The organism is Vreelandella sp. L-15 (genome assembly GCF_056857635.1).
The window spans coordinates 1-20839 of sequence record NZ_JBSXNN010000061.1; the positions used below are offsets into that span (position 1 = coordinate 1).

Consider the following 20839-nt stretch of genomic DNA (forward strand, 5'->3'; position numbering starts at 1 on the left):
TGTGTTAGGCCTGCCGCCAGCGTTCAATCTGAGCCATGATCAAACTCTTCAGTTTAAGATCAATGCGATCCTTACTCGCTGCCCGAAGGCAACAAAAGCGGATCAAACTTGGCTCAAGGTTCAAACGAATTTGAAAGATGCGAACATCTTTCTTGTGCGCTTGCCTTGATAATTGGTGATTTATCACCCTCATCGGCAAGCGCCCACATGAATTACCTGATCAAATTGTTAAAGAGCTTTTCGAAGGGCGTTGCCGTTCGATGTGGGCGTATTTTACGCATTTAAATCAGCGCGTCAACACTTTTTTCGCATTAGTACTCTGACCGAGAAAGCCTCACATAAAGACTTAACATTTGACCCAGCGCAACCTTCCAGAATCGGCCCTTTTTTAAGCTAATACTCACGTCACACCACCGCTAATTGTCGGCGTGTCGTTAAAAAAGAGCCAGATGAGAGAGGGAACTATGCGTAACAAATATGAAGTGATTTCAGCGCTCGGCGCCACTCTATTGCTTTCTGCTAGCGCAGCGCAGGCAAGCGATGGCCTAGATGATAAATTTTCAGCCGCATACCCTGATCAAGAAGACCCGATCAACGCTGATAATTTAGGACAGGCATTAGCCGCTTTCCAGCGAACGCTCAATACCCCGGATGCGCCCTTTGATCGCTATTTAAGAGGGGACATGGATGCGATTAGCGAACAAGCGAAAAACGGCATGGTAGCTTTTGTTGATAATGGCTGCATTGCCTGTCACCGCGGACCAAACTTTACCGACAGTCAGTTTCATGCCATTCAGGTGCCGGGGTCGACAGATTTGGGTCGCTACGTGGTGACCGGCGAAGAAAGAGACAAGTACCGCTTCCGCACCCCCACCTTGCGTAATGTCGGCGTCACTTACCCGTACATGAACAATGGTGCCACCGAAACGCTCGAAGAAGCCGTGGCCATTATGGGCCAGGAAATGCTGGGACGTGAGTTTGACGAACCCACCATTGATAACATCACGGCATTTCTGCACTCCCTGACAGGTGAAATGCCCGATTTCGAGGTGCCCGCTCTACCCTGATGCACTATGCCGCCGCCCATAGGGGCGGCAGCAGGCTGTATCAGGCTGCTTCCAGGCGCTTCAACAGTTCGGCGCGCCGCGCGTCGCTGACGAAGGCTTCTTCCATGGCATTGCGATTCAGCCATTTGAAGGTATCTTCTCCCCAGCCAAAGGCATCGGCACAGGCGATATGATTTTCGAGCAGCCCACCACCAAAATAGGCAGGATCGTCAGAGCTGATGGTGACCTTCAGCCCCGCTTCCAACAACGCCGGTAGCGGATGCTGATCCAATTGATCGACCACTTTCAGGCTGACATTGGAGAGCGGGCACACGGTCAGTACCGTCTGGGACTCCTTGAGACGCTGCACGACGTCTTCGCTTTCGAGACAGCGCACACCGTGGTCGATGCGCTGAACGTCCAACAGGTCCAGGGCTTGCGTAATGTAAGCGGCAGGCCCCTCCTCGCCCGCATGAGCCACACGCACCAGCCCAAGCTCCTTGGCGCGCGCAAACAGGGCCTGAAACTTCTCGGGCGGGTTGTCACGCTCGGCGCTGTCCAGGCCAATGGCATCCAGCATTTTCCAGTAGGGTGCCGCCTGCTCGAGAACGTGCAGTGCCTCGTCGGCTGGACGATCCCTCAGAAAGGCCATGATCATACCCACTGAAAGGTCTAGCTGGCTCTCGGCCTCCTGTTTGGCCCTGAGCAGTCCCGCCATGACCACCTCCAAAGGTACACCACGCTGCAGATGCGCCTGAGGGTCGAAGTGCATATCGATATGCAGCACGCCTTCCGAACGGGCACGCTTGAAATAATCCATGGCCAGGTCATAGAAGTCCTGTTCGCTGCGTAAGACGTTCATGCCCTGGTAATACAGATTCAGAAACCCTTGCAGGTCTTTGAAATCGTAAGCTGCCTTGGCCTCTTCGACCGTGGCATAGGGGAGTTCGATGCCATTACGGTCCGCCAGTTGGAACATCAGTTCCGGCTCGAGAGAACCTTCGATATGCAAGTGAAGCTCAGCCTTGGGAAGGTGTCGTAAAAAGTCGCTCATGGTCGCCGTCTACTTGCCGATTCGGTGAATATCAAAATGAAGTATCGTGAATTAACTTACCACCATCAAGCCGCCATTGATGAGCCAACCCCGGCACCAGGGCCGCATCATCCACTTGATGAACAAAGAAAATCGCCGTACGGCCTACCAACCAGGCGTCCAGCGAGGCCGCTACGTGCCGGGCCGTTGCCGCATCCACTCCCGCGAAGGGCTCATCCAGCAATACCACCGAGGGTGAGCGTAAAAAAAGCCTCGCCAACGCCACTCTGCGCGCCTGGCCGCCTGAAAGCTGCTGCCCTCTTTCTCCCACCTGAGCCGCCAACTGACGAGGCTGGCGCTTCGCCCAGTCCGAGAGAGCGACCTGGGCAAGCACCTGCCAAAGCTCTTCGTCTGTCGCGTCAGGCTTGGCGATCCGCAGGTTATCGGCCAGCGATCCATCGAACAGGTCTATTTGCTGGGGGAGGTACCCCATATGTGCTGCACTACTTTCGAGGGTAACGGCAGAGGGTGCATGCTCCGCCACCCACACGTCCCCTTCAGTGGGAGAGATGCGGCCCATGATCAAATTGGCCAGCGTCGATTTGCCCGAACCCGAAATACCCATGATGGCACCACGTTGACCGGCAGGCAGAGTCAGAGAAACCTGACATATCGCCCAGCCCGCCGCATCAGGATAACGGAACATGACCTCACGCAGTTGCAGAGCATGGCCACCCTCGCCATCCGGAAGCGAGTCCACACGCGTTTGCTCTTGTGTCGCCCGCAGAGCATTCAGCCGCTGGGCCGCCCCGTGGCTGGCGCCAAACCGCACAAAAGCGGCGGGCAGGCTGGCCAACACTTCATTGATACCAAACACGGCAATCACGCCCATGACCATGATGGGGCCCACCACGCGCTGCTCGGCCAGTGCCAGACTCCCCAGCCAGAGCACACCAATGATCAACAGCCCCGTTACCGCCATCAGTAGCGCATTTCCCAGCGCGGCCTTCACGGCCAACTGACGCTGGTTATCCAGCGCTTGCTGTTCGTGAGATCGTATTTTCCTGTGATACCAGTCACTGGTTCGGTAGCTCATCAGCTCAGCGGACGCCTGTACCTGATCCAACACCAGCCGCCGAAGCTCCTCCTGATCATCCACTTGCCGATGGCTGTTGGTGAAACCCAGCCTGGCAAAGCCCAGGGTGATGACCAGCCACAGCAGCGTCAATACACTGGCCACGACGGCTCCGACCAGCGGCAACCAGATAGCGATGAAACCTGCGACGATCCAGACACTCAACAAGGCCACTACTGGCGGCACCAGCAGGCGTAGATACAGGCTATCCAAGGCATCGATATCCGACGTCAGGCGACTCAACCACTCACCGACTCGCCGACGCCGCAACGATGCGTCATCCAGGCGCGTCAAGTCACCAAAGACGCGATAGCGTAAATCCGCCAGCAGCGTCAGCACGGTATTGTGGTTGTAGAGCCGCTCGGTATATCGAGCGACGGTGCGCAGCAAGGCAAAAAAACGAATGCCGCCGCCGGGCACATAAATATCCAGCGATGACGGCAACCCGGCAGCCAACGCAATGCCCGCCAGGGCACACGCCGCAATGAACCAGCCGGACAAACCCAGCAGGGCAAGGCCCGCCAGCAACGTTACCCATACCAGCAGCGCACCCACGAGGAAGCGCTGCCTGCGCCTTAACATGAGCGCCAGCCATGGGCTCAGGTCATTGTGCAGAAACTTCATGGCGCCACCTCGTGAAGCTGGCCGTCTCGACACACCCAGTGGCGAGTGGCAACGGCCATCACCGCAGGGTGATGTGTTGCCATGACTAACGTTCGCCCTTCCGCCGACCAGGCCAGCAGTGCGTCGATCACGCTCTTTTCCGTCGCCGAATCAAGGCTGGCCGTGGGCTCATCCAACAACACCAGCGGTGCCTGGCTGAGAAATACCCGAGCCAGGGTCAAGCGCTGCGCCTGACCTCCCGACAAGCCGACCCCGCGCTCCCCTACCACCGTCTCCAGGCCATGGGGCAAGGCAGCCAACAATTCACCCAGGCCTGCGTTTTCCAGGGCCTCCTGCATGGCAGCCGGTGTCGCATCAGGCGCCGCCAGGCGCAGGTTATCGGCCAACGAGCCTTGAATGATGCAGGGTGATTGATCCAGCCACGCCACTTGCTCGCCCTGGCGGACTCTGCAAGCGCCACGCAGAGGCGCCATGAAACCGGCCATCAGCGCCAGCAAGGAAGACTTGCCACTGCCTGACTCTCCGGTAATGACCACCACATCCGCCTGACGTATCGTGGCCGAGACACCCGTCAAGACCGCCGAGTGCCGACCATAGCCCACCTCGGCATCGACCAATTCAATCAATGCATCTGGTTCGGCGGGGGCGTCAAACCGAGTCGGCACCACGTCAGGCTCATCGAGGATGGTCACGATACTCTCTGCCGCCCCCAGCGCCGCAGCACGGTCGTGATAATGCTGCGAGAGGGTGCGCAAGGGCTGGAAGAACTCCGGAGCCAGAAGCAACACCGCCAGACCACTGAACAGGGTCAGCGAGGGGGAAGGACCGTAATCGATATAGCCCAACAGACCAAACCCCACGTACATGGCGACGACGGCAATGGCCACCGAGGCAAAAAACTCCAATACCGCAGACGAGAGAAATGCCAGCCTAAGCGTGCGCATACTCAGGCGGCGATACTGGTCGGTGGCATACCAGACGTCCTGCTGGGCAGCACGCGTATGACCAAACAGCTGCAGCGTCGTCATGCCGCGTACGCGGTCGACGAAATGCGCCGAGAGCCTGGCAACGGAAGCGAACTGCTCCTTGTTGAGACGCTCTGCCCCCATACCGACCAGCGCCATGAACAGCGGAATCAATGGCGCAGAGAGCAGCAGGAAGATGACCACCAGATAATCGAGCCAGCCTACCACCGCGGCAATCAGCAGTGGCAGCAATAGCACGATGCGCATTTGCGGGAGGAAGCGCGCGAAATAGCCATCGAGGGCTTCGATGTGCTCGACCGACTGGGTCGCCAGGGCACCGCTCTGCTGCCGCGTCATCCAGACCGGGCCTAGCGCGGCGACCTTGTTCAAGACCTGCTCCCGAGCATACTGACGGATGCGCAAGCTGGCAGTTGCACTCAACGACTCTTGCAGGGCAAGAAACAGTGAGCGCAACGCCACGGCGACCACCAGGCCGAGCAGCACGGGCACCAGCGTGACAGGTGAGCGGCCATGAACGACCAGTTGCTCAATCGACCACGCCAACCCGATCACCAGCAGGATTGTCTGAGCGCCGGACAGCACGCCGAAGCACGCTGCCAGCGCTAGCCGAGCACGCTCACGACGAGCCAGCGTGCTCAGCCAACGGCGCGGCGTCAACAAATTCGACTGGGCCGCAGGAGGGGCCATGAATCAGTGATACCCTTCGCCAACACGCACCTTGCCGCGGAAGACCCAGTAGGTCCAGGCGGTGTAGGTCAGGATGATCGGAATGACGAACAGCACACCGATCAGCAGGAACAGCTGAGATTCAGGGGCGGAGGCGGCATCCCACAGCGTGTAGTTCGGTGGCACGATGACGGGCCACTTGCTGACGATCAGTCCCAGGTAAGTGAACACGTAGATGCCGATGGTGGCCACGAAGGGAATGCCCTCGTCACGACGTTTCACGGAGCGATACACCATGAAGGCCGACAGCAGCGCCAATGCCGGGAACACCCAGATCAGCTGCAAATGACCGAACCAGCGCTCCCAGACCACCGGATTCACGAACGGTGTCCAGATGCTGATGATACCGAAGACGCCCAGTACCAGCGCCAACAGCAGCGGCGTGATCCTGTACGCCCACTCTTGAATATGGCCCTCGGATTTCAAGATCAGCCAAGTGGCTCCCAGCAACGCATAACCTGCCATCAGGCCGAAGCCGGTCAGTACCGAGAATGGCGTCAGCCAATCGAAAGCGCCACCTGCAAAGGCAAAGTTTTCGACATGAAACCCCTGAATGTAAGCACCGACCACCGCCCCTTGAGCGAAAGCGGCCACGCCGGAGCCCCAGCAGAAGGCGCGGTTCCACCAGCGACGATTGCGCCGGGACTTGAAGCGGAACTCGAAGGCCACACCCCGGAAAATAAGCCCCGCCAGCATCAAGAACACGCCAATATAGAGTGCGGGCAGGAAGACCGAATAGACCAGCGGGAAAGCCCCGAGCAAACCGGCCCCCGCCAGCACCAGCCACGTCTCGTTGCCGTCCCAGACCGGCGCCACGGAGTTCATCATCACATCCCGGGCGTCTTCGTCCGGGGCGAAGGGATACAGAATCCCAAGCCCCAGATCGAAACCGTCCATCAACACGTACATCATCAACCCGAACCCGATGATGCCTGCCCAGATTATCGTCAGATCAAACATTTCCATGTCTCAGTTCCTCACCGGGTCGACATCGTCATCAAAGGGAGTTTCCGTGGCCGACAGTGGACGCATGGGGCGTCTGAAATTGTCGCCTGCCGTTTCACGCTCTTCATTGGGCAGCATGCCGTTACGCACCACGCGGGTCAGATAGTAGATACCGGCATAGAACACCACCGCGTACACCAGCACGTAGCCCACCAGCGTAAACAGCGCCATGGGGCCGGTCAACGAAGGCGTAACGCCTTCCGCATGGGCCATCATGCCGTATACCAGCCATGGGGCACGTCCTGACTCGGTCACGATCCAACCAGCCAGCACGGCGACGAACGGCATGGGGATCATGTACACCAGCGTCTTGAGGAACCCGGTGTGCTGATGGAATTTGCCTTTGCGACGCAGCAACAGTCCTATCAGGGCGGTGGCAATCATCAACAGTCCGATCCCCACCATCACGCGGAACGCCCAGAAGACGATCCAGACCGGCGGCTGCTCTTCAGGAGCAAATTCATTCAGCCCCTGAATAACCCCATCCGTAGAGTGGGTCAGGATGAGGCTGGCAAGATTGGGGATGCCGATTTCAAAGCGATTGGTTTGCGCTTCCTGGTCCGGAATGGCGAACAGCAGCAACGGAACGTTGCCAGAGGTTTCCCAATGCCCCTCCATGGCCGCCACTTTAGCCGGCTGATGCTCCAGAGTATTCAAACCATGGAAGTCCCCCACGACCGCCTGGGCTGGCGCCAGAAACAGCAGCAACCAAAGGCACATGGAAAGCGCTCGACGGTTGGCTTCCGGGTCGCGACCACGCAGCAGGAACCAGGCACTCACACCGGCCACCACGAAGCCACCGGTCAGAAAGGATGCCATGGCCATGTGCGCGAAGCGGTAAGGAAAGGAGGGATTGAATATCGCTTCGGTCCAGGAAACCACGTGGAACCGATAGTCGATGAGTTCTACCCCTGCCGGCGTATGCATCCAGCTGTTGGCAGAAAGAATCCAGAACGACGAAATGAAAGTACCGATCGCCACCATGATGGCAGCAAACAGGTGCACCCCTTGTGGCACCTTGCCTCGGCCAAAGAGCAGGACACCGAGGAATGCCGCCTCAAGGAAGAAAGCAGTAACGACCTCGTAGCTGAGCACCGGCCCGAGGAAGTTGGAGGCCGCCTGGGAGAAGTTGCTCCAGTTGGTGCCAAACTGGAAAGACATGACGATCCCGGAGACGACGCCCATTCCGAAAACCACGGCAAACACCTTGGTCCAGAACAGTGCCAGGCGGTCCCAAGCGGGGTTGTTGGTCTTGAAGAACAGCCCATGAAGCAGCGCTATGTAAGACGCCAGCCCGATGGTGAAGACCGGAAAAATCGCATGAAACGATACAACGAAGGCGAACTGCATTCGCGATAGTACAAGGGGGTCGAGTTCCATCACACGCTCCTAAGACCTGGATTAAAATCCCATCAATGGGTGTCACAAGCTTAGTTGAGCCTTAATGGCGCTGCATTTTAGTTATAAGCACTAAGCTTATTCTTTACATGTGTTGTAGTTTAACGTTTCGACCGCCGTTATACAGCGATAGTTTGCCTGAAAAGCTGTGTCGCGTTGACGCATACTCCTCAGACAAACCACCATTTTTCGGTGCAATCGTTTAAGACATCACCACAATGCTGACCATATAGCCTGTGTAGGCGATAAAAATGGCGAAGAGAACACCGCCTTCAACGCGGTTGATACGCCGTGGGCGACCACGCCAAGAAAATGCGAAGAGCACCATCATAAGCGTCATAAAGGTCATGACACTCCAATCACGCACCAGCACCTCACGACCCGCTTCAATAGGTGCAATCACTCCCGCCAGCCCAACAACGGCCATACTATTAAACAGGTTAGAGCCCACCACGTTGCCCAGCACCATATCGTGCTCTTTACGCCGCAATGCGCTGATTGAAGAAGCCAGCTCCGGCAAAGAAGTACCTACGGCGACTACGGTTAAACCGATAATTAAATCACTGACTCCGAAAGCTACCGCGATCTCGACAGCTCCCCATACCAGCAGCCTCGAACTGGCAATCAACAGCACCAAGCCAATCAGCGTCCACATGATGGCCTTACCGCGCGACATCGGGTTGCTATCAAGACTTTCGGTCACTTCACCCAACAACGGATCATCCTCCTGACCTCGAGAACGAATAATGCTGATCGCAATAAATATGCCCAGCGCCACTAGCAGCACAATAGCTTCAGCACGGGAAATCCAACCGTCGAAAAGCATATAGCCGGTAAGCAGCATCACCGCTACCAACAGGGGCATTTCTTTACGGATAACACCTGAATGAACAGCTAACGGAGAGATAAGTGCGATAAAGCCCAAAACCAAACCAATATTGGCAATGTTGGAACCGTACGCATTCCCCACCGCCAGGCCTGGGTTGCCTTGCATCGCTGCCAGCACCGACACCATCATTTCCGGTGCAGAAGTACCAAAACCGATTACCAACATACCAATCAGCAGCGGCGACAGCCCCAGCCACCGCGAAGTTGCCGCAGCGCCATCAATAAATTTTTCTGCGCTCCAGATGAGCAGGACCAAGCCTACTACCACAGCAATAAAGGCAAGTAACATTTCAGTTCCTTGATGTCATAATGTTAGGCACTATCGCGGCTGCATCCTTGTCTAACTCTGGTATTTGGTCAAGTACTGTTTGCAAGTAGTTATCAGGTCACCTAGGTTGACACACACGATATACCATCGTATTGGTTCTAACCGTATTATGCACAGAGAGTTTGCTGTTGCCCCATTACGCCTTTATGAAACGGCCTTCGCTGCCGGTTAATACACCCCAGGTTGATTGCTCCCCCCCTGAAACTCGCACCCAGCGAAGGCGTTTGCGTGCGTGCCATGAATGTGACTGGGTATCTGCGCTCCCCCCCCTGAACTCTGGTGAAAAAGCCACCTGCCCTCGCTGCTCGCATGTGTTAGTGAAGCGCCACCGTTATCCTGCTCAGCGCAGTATGGCGCTAGCGTTAGCCTCATTGGTCGCATTAATAGTCGCGGTATCTTTTCCTTTTGTCAGTTTCAGCGTTAGCGGTGTTGGCAACCGCATTGATCTATCGCAGACCGCCACCACGCTGATTGCTTTCCACCAGCCGGTAGTAGCTATTGCGGTCATGATGACTATTGTCGTGCTGCCCGCCGTATATCTTGTAAGCGTCGTCTGGCTTCAGTTTGGCTTACTGCAGTCTCGCCCTATGCCTTTTAGCCGTGACATTGCCCGCTCCCTGGCACATCTAACCCCATGGATGATGGCCGATGTATTCATCATCGGCGCACTGGTAAGCTTAATTAAAGTTGCTGGCATGGCGCAGATTGAACTTGGCATCTCCTTTTGGGCATTCTGCTTGTTCGCCATACTGTTATTAATGACGGTGCAGTCCATTGACGCTGACTGGATGTGGTTCTCATTGGAAGGCGAACCCCTTGCTCCTGAAGGCACGCTCACTGGCACCACCGCTGCTAGCCAGCATGTCACTGGCTGCCCTACCTGCGGATTGATTAATCGCATTCAGCATGGAAAAGAACGCTGTGTTCGCTGCCATGAAAAACTGCATAAGCGCCTACCACATAGCTTACAGCGCACCTGGGCGCTTCTCTTTGCAGCTAGCATCATGTATATACCCGCCAACCTTTACCCCATCATGACCACTACCAGTTTAGGCAGCTCAGCACCCTCCACTATCGTTGGCGGCGTTGTTCAGCTCATTCAAATGGGGTCCTGGCCGGTGGCTGCGGTGATTTTTATCGCCAGTGTGATTGTGCCTGTTGGCAAACTGGTGGCACTCGCATGGCTATGCTTGATGATTAAGCGCAGCAACGAGCTCAACGCACAGAGCCGTACCCGCCTCTATCGATTAACTGAATTTATTGGACGCTGGTCAATGGTTGACGTATTTGTCGTGGCCATTTTGGTCGCCCTCATCCGCGCTGGGTCATTAATGTCGATTACACCAGGTCCTGCCGCGCTAGCTTTTGGTGCCGTCGTAGTGCTCACCATGCTGGCTGCCATGACATTTGACCCTCGCTTAATCTGGGATACCCACACTCCACGCCCTCTTCGCCGTAAAGCGGCCACCAAGGAACCTGTTGATGGCTAATGATCCAACGCCTCAGAATACCTCAAACGCTGAAAACAATGAGTTACATAAAGCCAAATCGTCGCCACAAACTCGGCTATCGCCTATTTGGATAGTTCCTTTGGTGGCCGTCATTATTGGGCTGTGGCTGGTTTATGATAACTACTCAAGCCGGGGCACCATGGTGACGCTGACCATGGACAGCGCAGAAGGTATTGAGGCGGGCAGTACGCTGATCCGCAGCCGCAATGTTGAGATTGGCCGCGTACAGAGCGTTCGTTTGTCTGATGACCTGTCTCACGCGGTGATGATGGCTCAAATTCAACCCGAAGCCGAAGCCATGCTCCGCGAAGACAGTCGCTTTTGGGTCGTTAAGCCACGCATAGGGCGCGAGGGGATCAGCGGCCTGGGCACGGTACTCTCGGGGGCTTATATACAGCTTGAGCCTGGGCAATCAGAGGAGCCTAAGCGGGAGTTTGAGGTAAGCGATCTCCCACCGGTCGCGCCTGCTGGGCAAGCAGGGTTACAAATTAGCCTTGTCAGCCAATTAGGCAATTCGCTGCGTGTTGGGGATCCCGTCTCTTATCAAGGTTACACGGTAGGGCGCGTAGAAGACGCTCGCTTCGATGCAGACACACGTACCATGCACCACCAAGTATTTATCGAAGAACCCTACGCCCAGCTCGTGACCGATAGCACCCGCTTCTGGACCGCTAGCGGAGTGGATTTCCGCCTAGATGCTGACGGCGTGCGGGTCAACGTAGAATCGCTGGAAGCTCTGCTGGGTGGCGGTGTCACCTTTGGTGTGCCTGAAGATCTTCCCATGGGTAAGCCGGTAGAAGCCAATACACGTTTTAACCTCTATGCTGATGAAGATACTGCCCGGGAAGGCACATTTAACCGCTATCTAGAGTATGTATTGCTTGTTGATGACACGGTTCGCGGGCTATCACGAGGCGCACCGGTCGAGTTTCGTGGCGTCCGAATTGGTACCGTGGCAGCAGTACCCTGGAATTTTACGGCGCCACAGCCCGATTCGCGGGCTCGTTTCGCCATCCCTGTGCTCATCCGCATCGAACCACAACGCTTAGGGATCGAAAACACCGATATCGACCTGGAGGAGTGGGATAACCGCTTTAAGCGCATGTTCGGCTTAGGCCTTCGGGCATCACTCAAGAATGGCAACCTGTTAACGGGTGCGCTGTTTGTGGACCTTAACTTCCGGCGTGACCTTGCCGACGAATACGTCGCGGAAGTTTTCTCCGAGCGGACCGTATTCCCGACAGTAGCGGGCGGTTTTGCACAGATTCAGGCTCAGGTGACTAGCCTGCTTGAAAAACTAAACGCCTTGGAAGTAGAACCTTTGATAGCCGGGCTGGACCGCAATCTGCAAGCTTCTGAAAGTGTACTGAACGAAGTGCGTGCAGTCAGCGCGTCTATCAATCAGTTGCTCAATGATCCAGAAACGCAAGCCATCGGGAGCAACCTCAACGGCACGCTGGAAGAGCTGCGCAGCACCCTTCAAGGGGTCTCGCCTTCATCGCCCGCCTATCAAGAGCTTACCGGCGCCATTGAGCGTTTGGATCGGCTGATGCGTGACCTACAACCGCTCACTCGGACGCTGAACGAGAACCCACGCGCGCTGCTGTTCGACAATTTAGAAACGCAGGACCCGATTCCTCGTGCTCCCCGTTAAGAAGGATTGAACGTCATGTTACGCCGATTACCGCTACTACTGCTGATCATCAGTTTGAGCTTGCTGCTTTCCGCCTGCGCTAGCAGTGTCTCTCCCCCTGCACGCTATATGCTTCCTGCCAGCCCAGCAGTGAACGCACCGGCTAACGCCCAGGCCACACTGCAAGTGCGCACACCTCGACTAGCCCACTATTTAGACGTGGACGGGATTGTGATGCAGTTAGACGACATCACGTTAAACGAAGCGCGGGAGCACCAGTGGGCGGAGGGTATTGGGCGCCAGCTTGAACGCGCCTTACGGGCCGAATTGGCAGATCAGTTACCCAGCGTGCAAGTGGTACGAGCAGAAGGTAGCAGCCCTGGGGCGCTCACCCTGTCCATGGAAGTGGATCAATTCCAAGGCCGCTTTGACGGTGTCGCGGTAGCCAGCGGCCAGTGGCAGCTTCGAGATACCGATGGCGAGTTGCTCGCACTCAAAAGCTTCACTGCAGAAACCACTCTTGAACAGGATGGCTACCCTGCCCTGGTCCGTTCGTTGGGCGAAAGCTGGGAGAGTGTTGCTGCACAAATTGCTCAGCAGGTTCGACAAGGCGGCTACTTCTAAACCTTTATTGCAATCGCTAGGGGAACAGCATTGGTGTGAGACTTTCGTGCTACACTCTTTGCCAATAAATGACATCACTGTCAGCGCTACCCTGTCACCCCCTTGTTATGCCTGGTATGGCGTTACAAGACGTATAAATGCCCGTCGCGGCACAGCGTATTATCTGGCAAACTTCGCTGCCGCGACGGTGTACCATCCTCGCTTTTTGAACATTACGCCTAGCAACGCCGCCGAGCTAGTGGCGCCGATTGCTATGCGATTGCGGAGAACGCATGAGTTTTTCTGATCTTGGTCTGCATGACGATTTATTGCGCGCGGTAACTGCGCAGGGCTATACACAGCCTACGCCTATTCAACAACAGGCCATCCCCATCGTTCTTGAAGGTCGCGACCTTCTTGCCAGCGCACAAACCGGTACCGGCAAAACCGCTGGCTTTACGCTACCGATGCTACAGCGCTTGGCAAATGGCAAACGCCCTGGCAAACGCCAGGTTCGCGCACTGGTCCTCACACCCACCCGCGAACTGGCTGCACAAGTGGGGGAAAGCGTGGCTGCTTATGGGCAGCACCTCTCACTACGTTCACACATTATTTTTGGTGGCGTGGGCCAACAGCCCCAAGTCGACGCTTTAAGAGCCGGCCTGGACATTCTAGTAGCCACCCCTGGGCGCTTGCTTGATTTGCACCAGCAAGGGCATGTCGACCTCTCCGCCATTGAAATTCTGGTGTTAGATGAAGCCGACCGTATGCTAGACATGGGCTTTATCCACGATATCAAACGGCTATTGCGTCTGGTGCCGAAACAGCGCCAAAACCTGCTGTTTTCTGCCACTTTCTCTAACGAGATCCAAACGCTGGCCCAGCAACTGCTGAATAACCCTGCCCTCATCGAAGTGGCTCCACGCAACACCACGGCAGAAAAAATTGAGCAGGCCATCTACCGCGTTGATCGCGACAAAAAACGCGATCTATTGGCCCATCTGATCCAGCGCCACAACTGGTTCCAGGTGCTGGTGTTTACCCGCACCAAGCATGGCGCTAACCGGCTCGCTGAACAGCTCTCCAAGCAGGATATTCCCGCGATGGCGATCCATGGCAACAAAAGCCAAGGAGCACGTACTCGGGCGCTGGGTGCTTTCAAGAGCGGCGACCTACAAGTGCTGGTAGCCACCGATATTGCGGCACGCGGGCTAGATATTAATGAACTTCCTCACGTGGTGAATTTCGATCTGCCCAACGTGGCTGAAGACTATGTCCACCGTATTGGGCGCACAGGGCGCGCGGGTAGCAATGGCGAAGCGGTGTCTTTGGTGTGTGTCGATGAACACGGCCTACTCAAAAACATTGAGCGCCTGATTAATCAAACGCTGCCGAAACATATTGAGCCAGGCTTTGAGCCAGACCCCAATGCCAAGCCAGAACCGATCGAGAATGGCCGCCGCGGTCAGCGCCAGCCAAGGGCTAACCGCAAGCCTGGCGGCCAAGCTGCCAATGCTGGTGGCGAGCGCCGCCGTCGCACTCGCCGGTAGCCCGAACGCCCGGAATATGCGAAGGTAGCGCCTCGCTTATTCCGGCGTTTTTGCTGAATTAATTCATGGAGTGATTATGGCGTCTTCACAACTCATGGCAGATTATCGTCAATGGCTGACTTTTCAGCGTCAGGAGCAACTCAGCCGCGAGCATCAAGGTATTTCTCAGCGCCTAGAGGACGCCCGCGCCTCAGCTAATCAGGTCTTGCAGGCCTATCGCAGCATGGCTGAAAAAGCCTCAAACGAAGGTGCCTGTTATCGCACTCTGTTTTTACGCGAACGCGATAACGCCTCACTCCCCTGTGAAGGTTGGTTATTTGTACGGCGCGTACTAAGCGAAGGCAACAGCACCCGCGTTCGGGTCACACTATTGGAAACTTTTACCCTAGAAGATGGCATCATCGCGCCAGGTGATAAACCGGCACGCAAGCTAACGCTGGAAATTTACGACAAGCTTGATATCAATAAAGGCATGCATACCCAGGCACGTGTTGATTGCTTGGATACCACGCAAGATTATCACTTCATCACCTTGCTAGATGCGGTGCGAGGCGACCTTCGCCCCTACTTAAAATAAGCGCCGCTTCATGATCTCACGCCACGCTTGCCGATTCATTTTGCTGATGTTTATGGTGGGGCTAAATTTACGCCCTGCCATGTCCTCGGTCGCCCCCCTGCTAAGTCGGCTGCAAGAAAATGCGGGGCTTTCCGCCTCAGCGGCGGGCTTGCTAACCACGCTCCCCGTTCTTTTTCTTGGCTTAACCGCCCCCTTGGCACCAATGATTGGCAACCGTATAGGGAGTGAGCGTGCACTTAGTGCCGCATTACTCCTGCTGGCCAGCGGCTTGCTGTTACGGGTTTTGCCTTTTCCTGGATTGCTTTATCTAGGTACCGCCATGGCCGGTAGTGCTATTGGCTTGGCGGGCACGCTGTTACCCGCGCTAGTCAAGCGTGAGCTGCCTCAAAATGCGGATTTGCTCACCGGGCTCTACACCATGGCACTCTGCTTGGGGGGCGCTCTAGGCGCTGGGCTCAGCGTGCCGTTAATGCAGTGGCTGGGCAACTGGCAAGCCAGCCTAGTCAGTTGGTCACTGCTCGCACTAGCTACACTCATCGTATGGATCAGCTATGCACCATCTCCTGCGCCAAAACCAACGCTTAACCTGCCCACCGGCATCCCCCTCGTGTCGCTACTCAGGCAGCCGCTAACCTGGCAGGTGATGCTCTTTATGGGCATTCAATCTTCCATGGCATATATCGTTTTCGGCTGGCTGCCAACTCTTCTGATTGAGCGCGGATACAGCGAGGCAACCGCTGGCTGGACGATGGCCGTTTCCATTATGTGCCAACTGGTCTCAGCACTGAGTGCGCCTTGGATTGCGCGATTGCATCACGACCAGCGCCCGGCCCTACTGCTGGTATTGGTATGCACAGCCTTAGGGCTTGTCATGTTGTTAGCCGCTCCGTTGGCATGGCGATGGCCCGGTGCCGTGTTGCTGGGGCTTGGGCAGGGCGGAAGTTTTAGCCTTGCATTAAGCTTATTGGTACTGCGAACCGCAAACGAACGCCTTGCAGGCCAGCTTTCTGGCTTGGTGCAAGGGGGTGGCTATACCCTGGCCGCATTGGGGCCCTTTGGGGTTGGTCTGATGCTCCAAGCCGGTGCTACCACGCAGCATATTGCTTGGCTACTGATTGGATTGATCGGCGTTTGCTGCGGCTTTGCGTTCTTTGCGGGACGCAAACGGCAGCTTGATGACCAAAGCGGCCAACTACAGGTATATCACCGCTAACCACTTCTTAGCTTTCAACAGGATACAGCGATGAGCCAGGCTCCTCTCCTTGCAGATGCTCAAAGCAGCCAAGAGCGGTTGCTTGTGATTTACACCGGCGGCACGATCGGTATGCAGCCTCAGGCTAACGGGCTCTCACCTGCCGGTGATTTTCCTGAACGCTTGGCCAGAGCACTGAGCCAGCTGCCGTTGCGGGACCAACAAATGCTCCCTGCTTATGATGTCATCAGCTACTCACCTCTGATTGATTCCAGCGCGGCGACCCCAATGACATGGCAGCAGTTAGCCGCCGACATCGCCGAGCGCTTTACAGAGCATCGTGGTTTTGTGGTGATTCACGGCACCGACACGCTAAGTTGGACCGCCGCTAGCTTAGCCTACCAATTGCAGGGCTTAGATAGGCCTGTGGTGTTGACGGGTGCCATGGCTCCCCTAGAGGCTCCTAACAGCGATGCCTTACAAAATCTCTACGGCGCCCTACGATTTGCTACCCATCCCGAACTACAGGAAGTGGCCATTTATTTTGCCAACCGCCTGCTCAGAGGCACGCGCGCCATCAAACAGCACAGCGAGGCTGTCGAGGCGTTTTCCTCACCCATCTACCCACTGCTGGGCGAGCGCATCGGCGACGACTTTATTCTGTTCCCCAGCCGCGGCTTGTCTTACCAGCAGCGCGGGGCTCCGCGCTTTGAGCTGGTGGACTACCAGCCTGTCGCCAATGGCGAGGTGGTTCGCATTACCCTCTGGCCTGGCATAGCGCCCTGGCAATTAGAGGCGTGGCTTAGCCATCCAAACGTAAAAGGCGCGCTGCTACAGCTATGGGGCGCAGGCAATTTACCGGATAACCCCGCACTACTAGAGGTGATTGCCAAGGCGACCGGAGAAGGCAAACTCATCGCCGCCATCAGCCAATGCCCACAAGGGCGTGTACATATGGGGGCTTATGCAGCAGGGCACGGTCTCACCGATGCTGGGGTGTTATCCGGCGATGACATGACGCCCGAGGCCGCCTACACCAAACTGGTGCATATGTTAGCGCAACCAATTTCATTAGAGGATCAGAGGCGACGATTTTTAACAACGCTAGTGGGCGAACGTTAAATGATCTAGCCAGTACTACACTGGCATAGTGGTTTATTCCCGCTATGGTTAAACAATGTCCTTAACGTGTATTAACCACCCACTGGATAGGAAGCCACTTATGGATCAACCGGTACATCACTTTAGCGAACTATTTGAGCAGTTAGGATTACGCTCGGATGCTGAATCCATCGAACGCTTTATTCAGCGGCACTCACCGTTGCCCAAGGAGATGCCACTGGCAGACGCCCCCTGCTGGAATGAGGGCCAAGCTGATTTTCTAAAAGAAGCCGTGCAGGAAGATGCCGATTGGGCAGAAGTGGTCGATCATCTTGACGCCTCGATGCATAAACCTGTCTAACAACGCTCTCTTCAGCGCCGCCTATGGGCGGCGCTCAGCCATTTAAGCGCGATTCAACACGCTCAAGAATTTGCCGACTGACCTTTCCCACTAATGGTTTCGCCGCTTTGTTTACCGCTTTTTCCATTAAACGGTTGCGGATATCGTACTGCAGAGTCAGTGCTACTTCCGTCCCCTCAGGCACTTCGCGCAGCTGATAGCGACCCTGATTTTTCACCCCCTCCAACGACTCCCAAGCCAAGACATGGGGCGGCTCAATCTCAGTAACAGCAACATCAAATGCCCAATCCATCCCCACTGCTCTCACATGCCAGCGGTAACGGTTTTCACCCAAGCTGTCGATGGAATGGATAAGATCGGAATAATCGGCAAAATCCTCCACGCGGCGCAGAAGATCAAACACTCGCTCCGGAGACGCTTTGATGATTTCGCTATGTTCTATAGTGGCCATAAGTATCTTCCTAACGGCTAGAGCCAGTAGCTTAACATGGCAACCAGCCACCCACACACCGAATGAGAAGTACCTCAAGCGCGGCAGATGCTGGTCAGATTAATCGCTATTGCGTAAACTGCCCGCCTTCCGGACCGGACCCCGGAACACCGCCCTGCTGCTTGGGCAGGCACGACATAAATTCTCCGACCATGAGTACCCAGCATGTCATCCACTGCATCATCCGGCGCCCAGGCGCCATCCACCGTCGTCATCTACTCCGGCGGCATGGACTCCTATACCGTCCTTCACCGTGCGCTACGTGAGGGCCTCGCTGTCCATGCGCTATCCTTCGATTACGGTCAGCGCCACCGTCGTGAACTGGACGTTGCACGTCAGGTATGTGAGTCCTTGGCCATCCCTCATCAGGTCGTCGATATTCGCGCCATCCACGGGCTGATCGACAACTCGGCATTGACCAACGCTGCGTTGACCATGCCTCAAGGGGAGTACGATGCCGACTCGCTCCACAGCACCGTGGTGCCCAATCGCAACATGATTCTGCTGTCGTTGGCCATTGCCAAGGCAGTCAATATCGGTGCCAACCGCGTGGATTATGGCGCGCACGGCGGCGATCACATGCTTTACCCCGACTGCCGCCCGGCCTTCGTCGAAGCCATGAACGATGTAGCGCAGATTGCCAACTTCGAACCCGTCACCGTCCATGCCCCTTATCTGGCCTCCAGCAAAGCCGACATCCTGCGTGATGGGCTCGCCATGGGCCTGGATTACCGCCATACCTGGACCTGCTACGAAGGCCAGCAGCTCGCCTGCGGCCAGTGCGGTAGCTGTCGCGAGCGGTTGGCCGCCTTTGCGGCTAACCACAGCGTCGATCCTCTCGACTACGCCATCGACACTTCACAGGTGGCGCACTGATGTATCACGTTAAAGAAGCCTTCTACACCTTACAGGGTGAAGGCGCCCAGGCAGGTCGTGCCAGCGTGTTCTGCCGTTTTACAGGCTGTAATCTTTGGTCAGGCCGGGAAATAGATCGAGCGAACGCAAAATGTACCTTTTGCGACACCGACTTTAACGGTACCGACGGAGTTAATGGCGGCCGGTTTAACACAGCCCAGGCGCTGGCAGAACACATCAAAGCGCTGTGGCCTCAGGAAGCTAACAACGCCGTGCCATACGTGGTATTTACCGGCGGCGAACCGCTGCTACAGCTCGATACCGAGCTCATTGCCACGCTGCATAGCGAAGGCTTCGAAGTGGCAGTGGAAACCAACGGTACGGTGCCCGCTCCTGCGGGCATTGACTGGCTCTGCGTTAGCCCTAAGGGTAGCAACCCGCTAGCGATCACCCAAGGCGATGAGTTGAAACTGGTTTTCCCCCAGGCCGATGCGCCACCGGAGCAGTTTTCTCACCTCGCCTTTAGCCACTTCTTTTTACAGCCGATGGATCTCAGTGCCGTCGCTCAAAAGAGTATTGCCACCGACGGCGCAGCGACCGTTCAGGCCACCACCGCGTACTGCATGGCCAACCCACAGTGGCGGCTGTCACTGCAAACGCACAAAATCGCAGGATTCGAGTAATGGCGCTATTTGTTAATCATCTGACCCATATCGATGTCTCTCTTTGGTGCCCCACGAAAGGGTTGGTTGGCTGTAGCTGGCAAGTGGATGCTCAACTAGAGGGTGAACTAGGCGAGGACGGAATGCTGTTCGACTTCGGTGAAGTAAAGCCGTGGATCAAACGCACCCTGGATAGCGGACTGGACCACACCCTACTGGTGCCCACCCAAGCACCCGGTGTTGAGGTCCGCGAATGCGATGAAGGACTCTGCATTCGCACCACCACACCCTACGTGATGGAAGTTCGTGGACCGACAGAGGCATTTACCCTACTTCCCTGGGCATCGATCACTCTAGAACGGGTGACTCAGCACCTCAGCGCCCAACTCACCGAGCAGCGGCCAGCCAATGTTGAACGCGTGACGCTCACGCTAAGCGATGAGCTTATCAATGGTGCTGCCTATGGCTATAGCCATGGATTAAAACGTCATTCGGGTAACTGCCAGCGCATTGCCCACGGGCATCGCTCTCGCCTGCATATCTTCCAGGAACAACAGCGACAGCCGCAGTTGGAACAGCAATGGGGAGCGTGGCTGGATAATCGTTATCTTTTGGAAGAGGCAGATATAGCAGAGCATAGCGAGTCACAGCTCACCTGCCGCTATGAAGCAGCCCAAGGCAGCTTCTCAATCACCTTGCCATCTGAGCGCTGTAGCGTGCTGCCAAAGCCCACGACGGTAGAAAATATTGCCCTCTGGCTGGCCGATCAGATCGCCAAGCAAACGGGGATCGCCACTCACGTATACGCCTTTGAAGGAATCGACAAAGGCGCGACAGCACAAGCGAGCCCATGAGTGAGTTGATCACCAGTGACAGCAGCGCCACATGCCGAGCAGGCTGCGGCGCTTGCTGTATAGCTCCGTCTATTACATCGCCGATACCCGGAATGCCCGAGGGCAAACCGGCGGGGGTGCGCTGCGTTCAACTCGACGCCAACAACTTATGCACGCTGTTTGGCAGCCCGCTGCGCCCGATGGTGTGCGGGCAGTTCGATTATGACCCCACCGTGTGTGGCGAGCACCGCGATGAGGCGCTCGCCACGCTGTCGTGGCTAGAAGAGAGCACTCGCTAAACG

At 56.3% G+C, this 20839-nt stretch carries 20 protein-coding genes; 13 read left to right on the forward strand and 7 right to left on the reverse strand.

Features of this window, described 5'->3' with window-relative positions; genetic code table 11:
* Positions 1-464: 464 nt before the first annotated feature.
* Positions 465-1067, forward strand: a complete 603-nt coding sequence (locus AC13CY_RS08830) for a cytochrome-c peroxidase (protein WP_483052468.1) — start codon at positions 465-467, stop codon at positions 1065-1067.
* A gap of 40 nt (positions 1068-1107) precedes the next feature.
* Here AC13CY_RS08830 and AC13CY_RS08835 read toward each other — a convergent pair whose 3' ends face one another.
* The 6 genes from AC13CY_RS08835 to AC13CY_RS08860 all read right to left on the reverse strand — a co-directional run bounded on the left by AC13CY_RS08835 (position 1108) and on the right by AC13CY_RS08860 (position 9130).
* A complete protein-coding gene (locus tag AC13CY_RS08835; RefSeq protein WP_074210525.1) occupies positions 1108-2100 on the reverse strand; it encodes an adenosine deaminase in 993 nt (330 codons plus the stop codon).
* Positions 2101-2131: 31 nt separating this feature from the next.
* A complete protein-coding gene (cydC, locus tag AC13CY_RS08840) occupies positions 2132-3838 on the reverse strand; it encodes a thiol reductant ABC exporter subunit CydC (protein WP_483052469.1) in 1707 nt (568 codons plus the stop codon).
* Complete coding sequence (cydD, locus tag AC13CY_RS08845; protein ID WP_483052470.1) at positions 3835-5511, reverse strand: thiol reductant ABC exporter subunit CydD; 1677 nt, start codon at positions 5509-5511, stop codon at positions 3835-3837. The genes cydC and cydD overlap by 4 nt, the downstream gene beginning before the upstream one ends.
* 3 nt (positions 5512-5514) lie before the next feature.
* Positions 5515-6516, reverse strand: coding sequence for a cytochrome d ubiquinol oxidase subunit II (cydB, locus tag AC13CY_RS08850; RefSeq protein ID WP_335589324.1), 1002 nt, complete (start codon positions 6514-6516; stop codon positions 5515-5517).
* A 3-nt stretch (positions 6517-6519) separates the two neighbouring features.
* Positions 6520-7935 carry a cytochrome ubiquinol oxidase subunit I gene (locus AC13CY_RS08855; protein ID WP_044628268.1) on the reverse strand — a complete coding sequence of 472 codons (1416 nt, stop codon included), beginning with the start codon at positions 7933-7935 and terminating at the stop codon, positions 6520-6522.
* A 220-nt stretch (positions 7936-8155) separates the two neighbouring features.
* Complete coding sequence (locus AC13CY_RS08860; RefSeq protein WP_044628269.1) at positions 8156-9130, reverse strand: calcium/sodium antiporter; 975 nt, start codon at positions 9128-9130, stop codon at positions 8156-8158.
* A gap of 185 nt (positions 9131-9315) precedes the next feature.
* Here AC13CY_RS08860 and AC13CY_RS08865 point away from each other — a divergent pair, with 185 nt between their 5' ends.
* The 8 genes from AC13CY_RS08865 (at position 9316) to AC13CY_RS08900 (ending at position 17697) form a co-directional block, all read left to right on the forward strand.
* Positions 9316-10659, forward strand: coding sequence for a PqiA/YebS family transporter subunit (locus AC13CY_RS08865; RefSeq protein ID WP_475316656.1), 1344 nt, complete (start codon positions 9316-9318; stop codon positions 10657-10659).
* Positions 10652-12334 carry an intermembrane transport protein PqiB gene (pqiB, locus tag AC13CY_RS08870; protein ID WP_137093360.1) on the forward strand — a complete coding sequence of 561 codons (1683 nt, stop codon included), beginning with the start codon at positions 10652-10654 and terminating at the stop codon, positions 12332-12334. Before AC13CY_RS08865 ends, pqiB begins: the two co-directional genes overlap by 8 nt.
* Positions 12335-12349: 15 nt before the next feature.
* Positions 12350-12937: a PqiC family protein gene (locus AC13CY_RS08875; RefSeq protein ID WP_044628271.1), complete on the forward strand. Its 588-nt coding sequence runs from the start codon at positions 12350-12352 to the stop codon at positions 12935-12937.
* Positions 12938-13209: 272 nt separating this feature from the next.
* Positions 13210-14466, forward strand: coding sequence for a DEAD/DEAH box helicase (locus AC13CY_RS08880; RefSeq protein WP_044628272.1), 1257 nt, complete (start codon positions 13210-13212; stop codon positions 14464-14466).
* A 76-nt stretch (positions 14467-14542) separates the two neighbouring features.
* Positions 14543-15043, forward strand: a complete 501-nt coding sequence (locus tag AC13CY_RS08885; protein ID WP_172514509.1) for a hypothetical protein — start codon at positions 14543-14545, stop codon at positions 15041-15043.
* Between the two features lie 10 nt (positions 15044-15053).
* Positions 15054-16256 (forward strand): MFS transporter, encoded by a 1203-nt coding sequence (locus tag AC13CY_RS08890; RefSeq protein ID WP_044628274.1) that lies wholly within the window; start codon positions 15054-15056, stop codon positions 16254-16256.
* Between the two features lie 30 nt (positions 16257-16286).
* Positions 16287-17357, forward strand: a complete 1071-nt coding sequence (locus AC13CY_RS08895) for an asparaginase (protein WP_483052471.1) — start codon at positions 16287-16289, stop codon at positions 17355-17357.
* Between the two features lie 100 nt (positions 17358-17457).
* The gene (locus AC13CY_RS08900; protein ID WP_083026489.1) at positions 17458-17697 is read left to right on the forward strand and encodes a DUF2789 domain-containing protein; all 240 of its coding nucleotides are present in this window, start codon (positions 17458-17460) and stop codon (positions 17695-17697) included.
* A 34-nt stretch (positions 17698-17731) separates the two neighbouring features.
* Here the strand turns inward: AC13CY_RS08900 and AC13CY_RS08905 are convergent, their stop codons facing one another.
* Positions 17732-18148 (reverse strand): SRPBCC family protein, encoded by a 417-nt coding sequence (locus AC13CY_RS08905; RefSeq protein WP_172514511.1) that lies wholly within the window; start codon positions 18146-18148, stop codon positions 17732-17734.
* 204 nt (positions 18149-18352) lie between these two features.
* Between AC13CY_RS08905 and queC the strand changes: the two genes are divergently transcribed.
* The 4 genes from queC to AC13CY_RS08925 are packed head-to-tail and all read left to right on the forward strand — an operon-like array spanning position 18353 to position 20836.
* The gene (gene queC / locus AC13CY_RS08910; RefSeq protein WP_062360364.1) at positions 18353-19063 is read left to right on the forward strand and encodes a 7-cyano-7-deazaguanine synthase QueC; all 711 of its coding nucleotides are present in this window, start codon (positions 18353-18355) and stop codon (positions 19061-19063) included.
* The gene (gene queE / locus AC13CY_RS08915; protein ID WP_044628278.1) at positions 19063-19725 is read left to right on the forward strand and encodes a 7-carboxy-7-deazaguanine synthase; all 663 of its coding nucleotides are present in this window, start codon (positions 19063-19065) and stop codon (positions 19723-19725) included. The genes queC and queE overlap by 1 nt, the downstream gene beginning before the upstream one ends.
* Positions 19725-20558 (forward strand): 6-carboxytetrahydropterin synthase, encoded by an 834-nt coding sequence (locus tag AC13CY_RS08920; protein WP_172514512.1) that lies wholly within the window; start codon positions 19725-19727, stop codon positions 20556-20558. Before queE ends, AC13CY_RS08920 begins: the two co-directional genes overlap by 1 nt.
* Positions 20555-20836 carry a YkgJ family cysteine cluster protein gene (locus AC13CY_RS08925; protein ID WP_044628280.1) on the forward strand — a complete coding sequence of 94 codons (282 nt, stop codon included), beginning with the start codon at positions 20555-20557 and terminating at the stop codon, positions 20834-20836. Before AC13CY_RS08920 ends, AC13CY_RS08925 begins: the two co-directional genes overlap by 4 nt.
* Positions 20837-20839 lie beyond the last annotated feature (3 nt).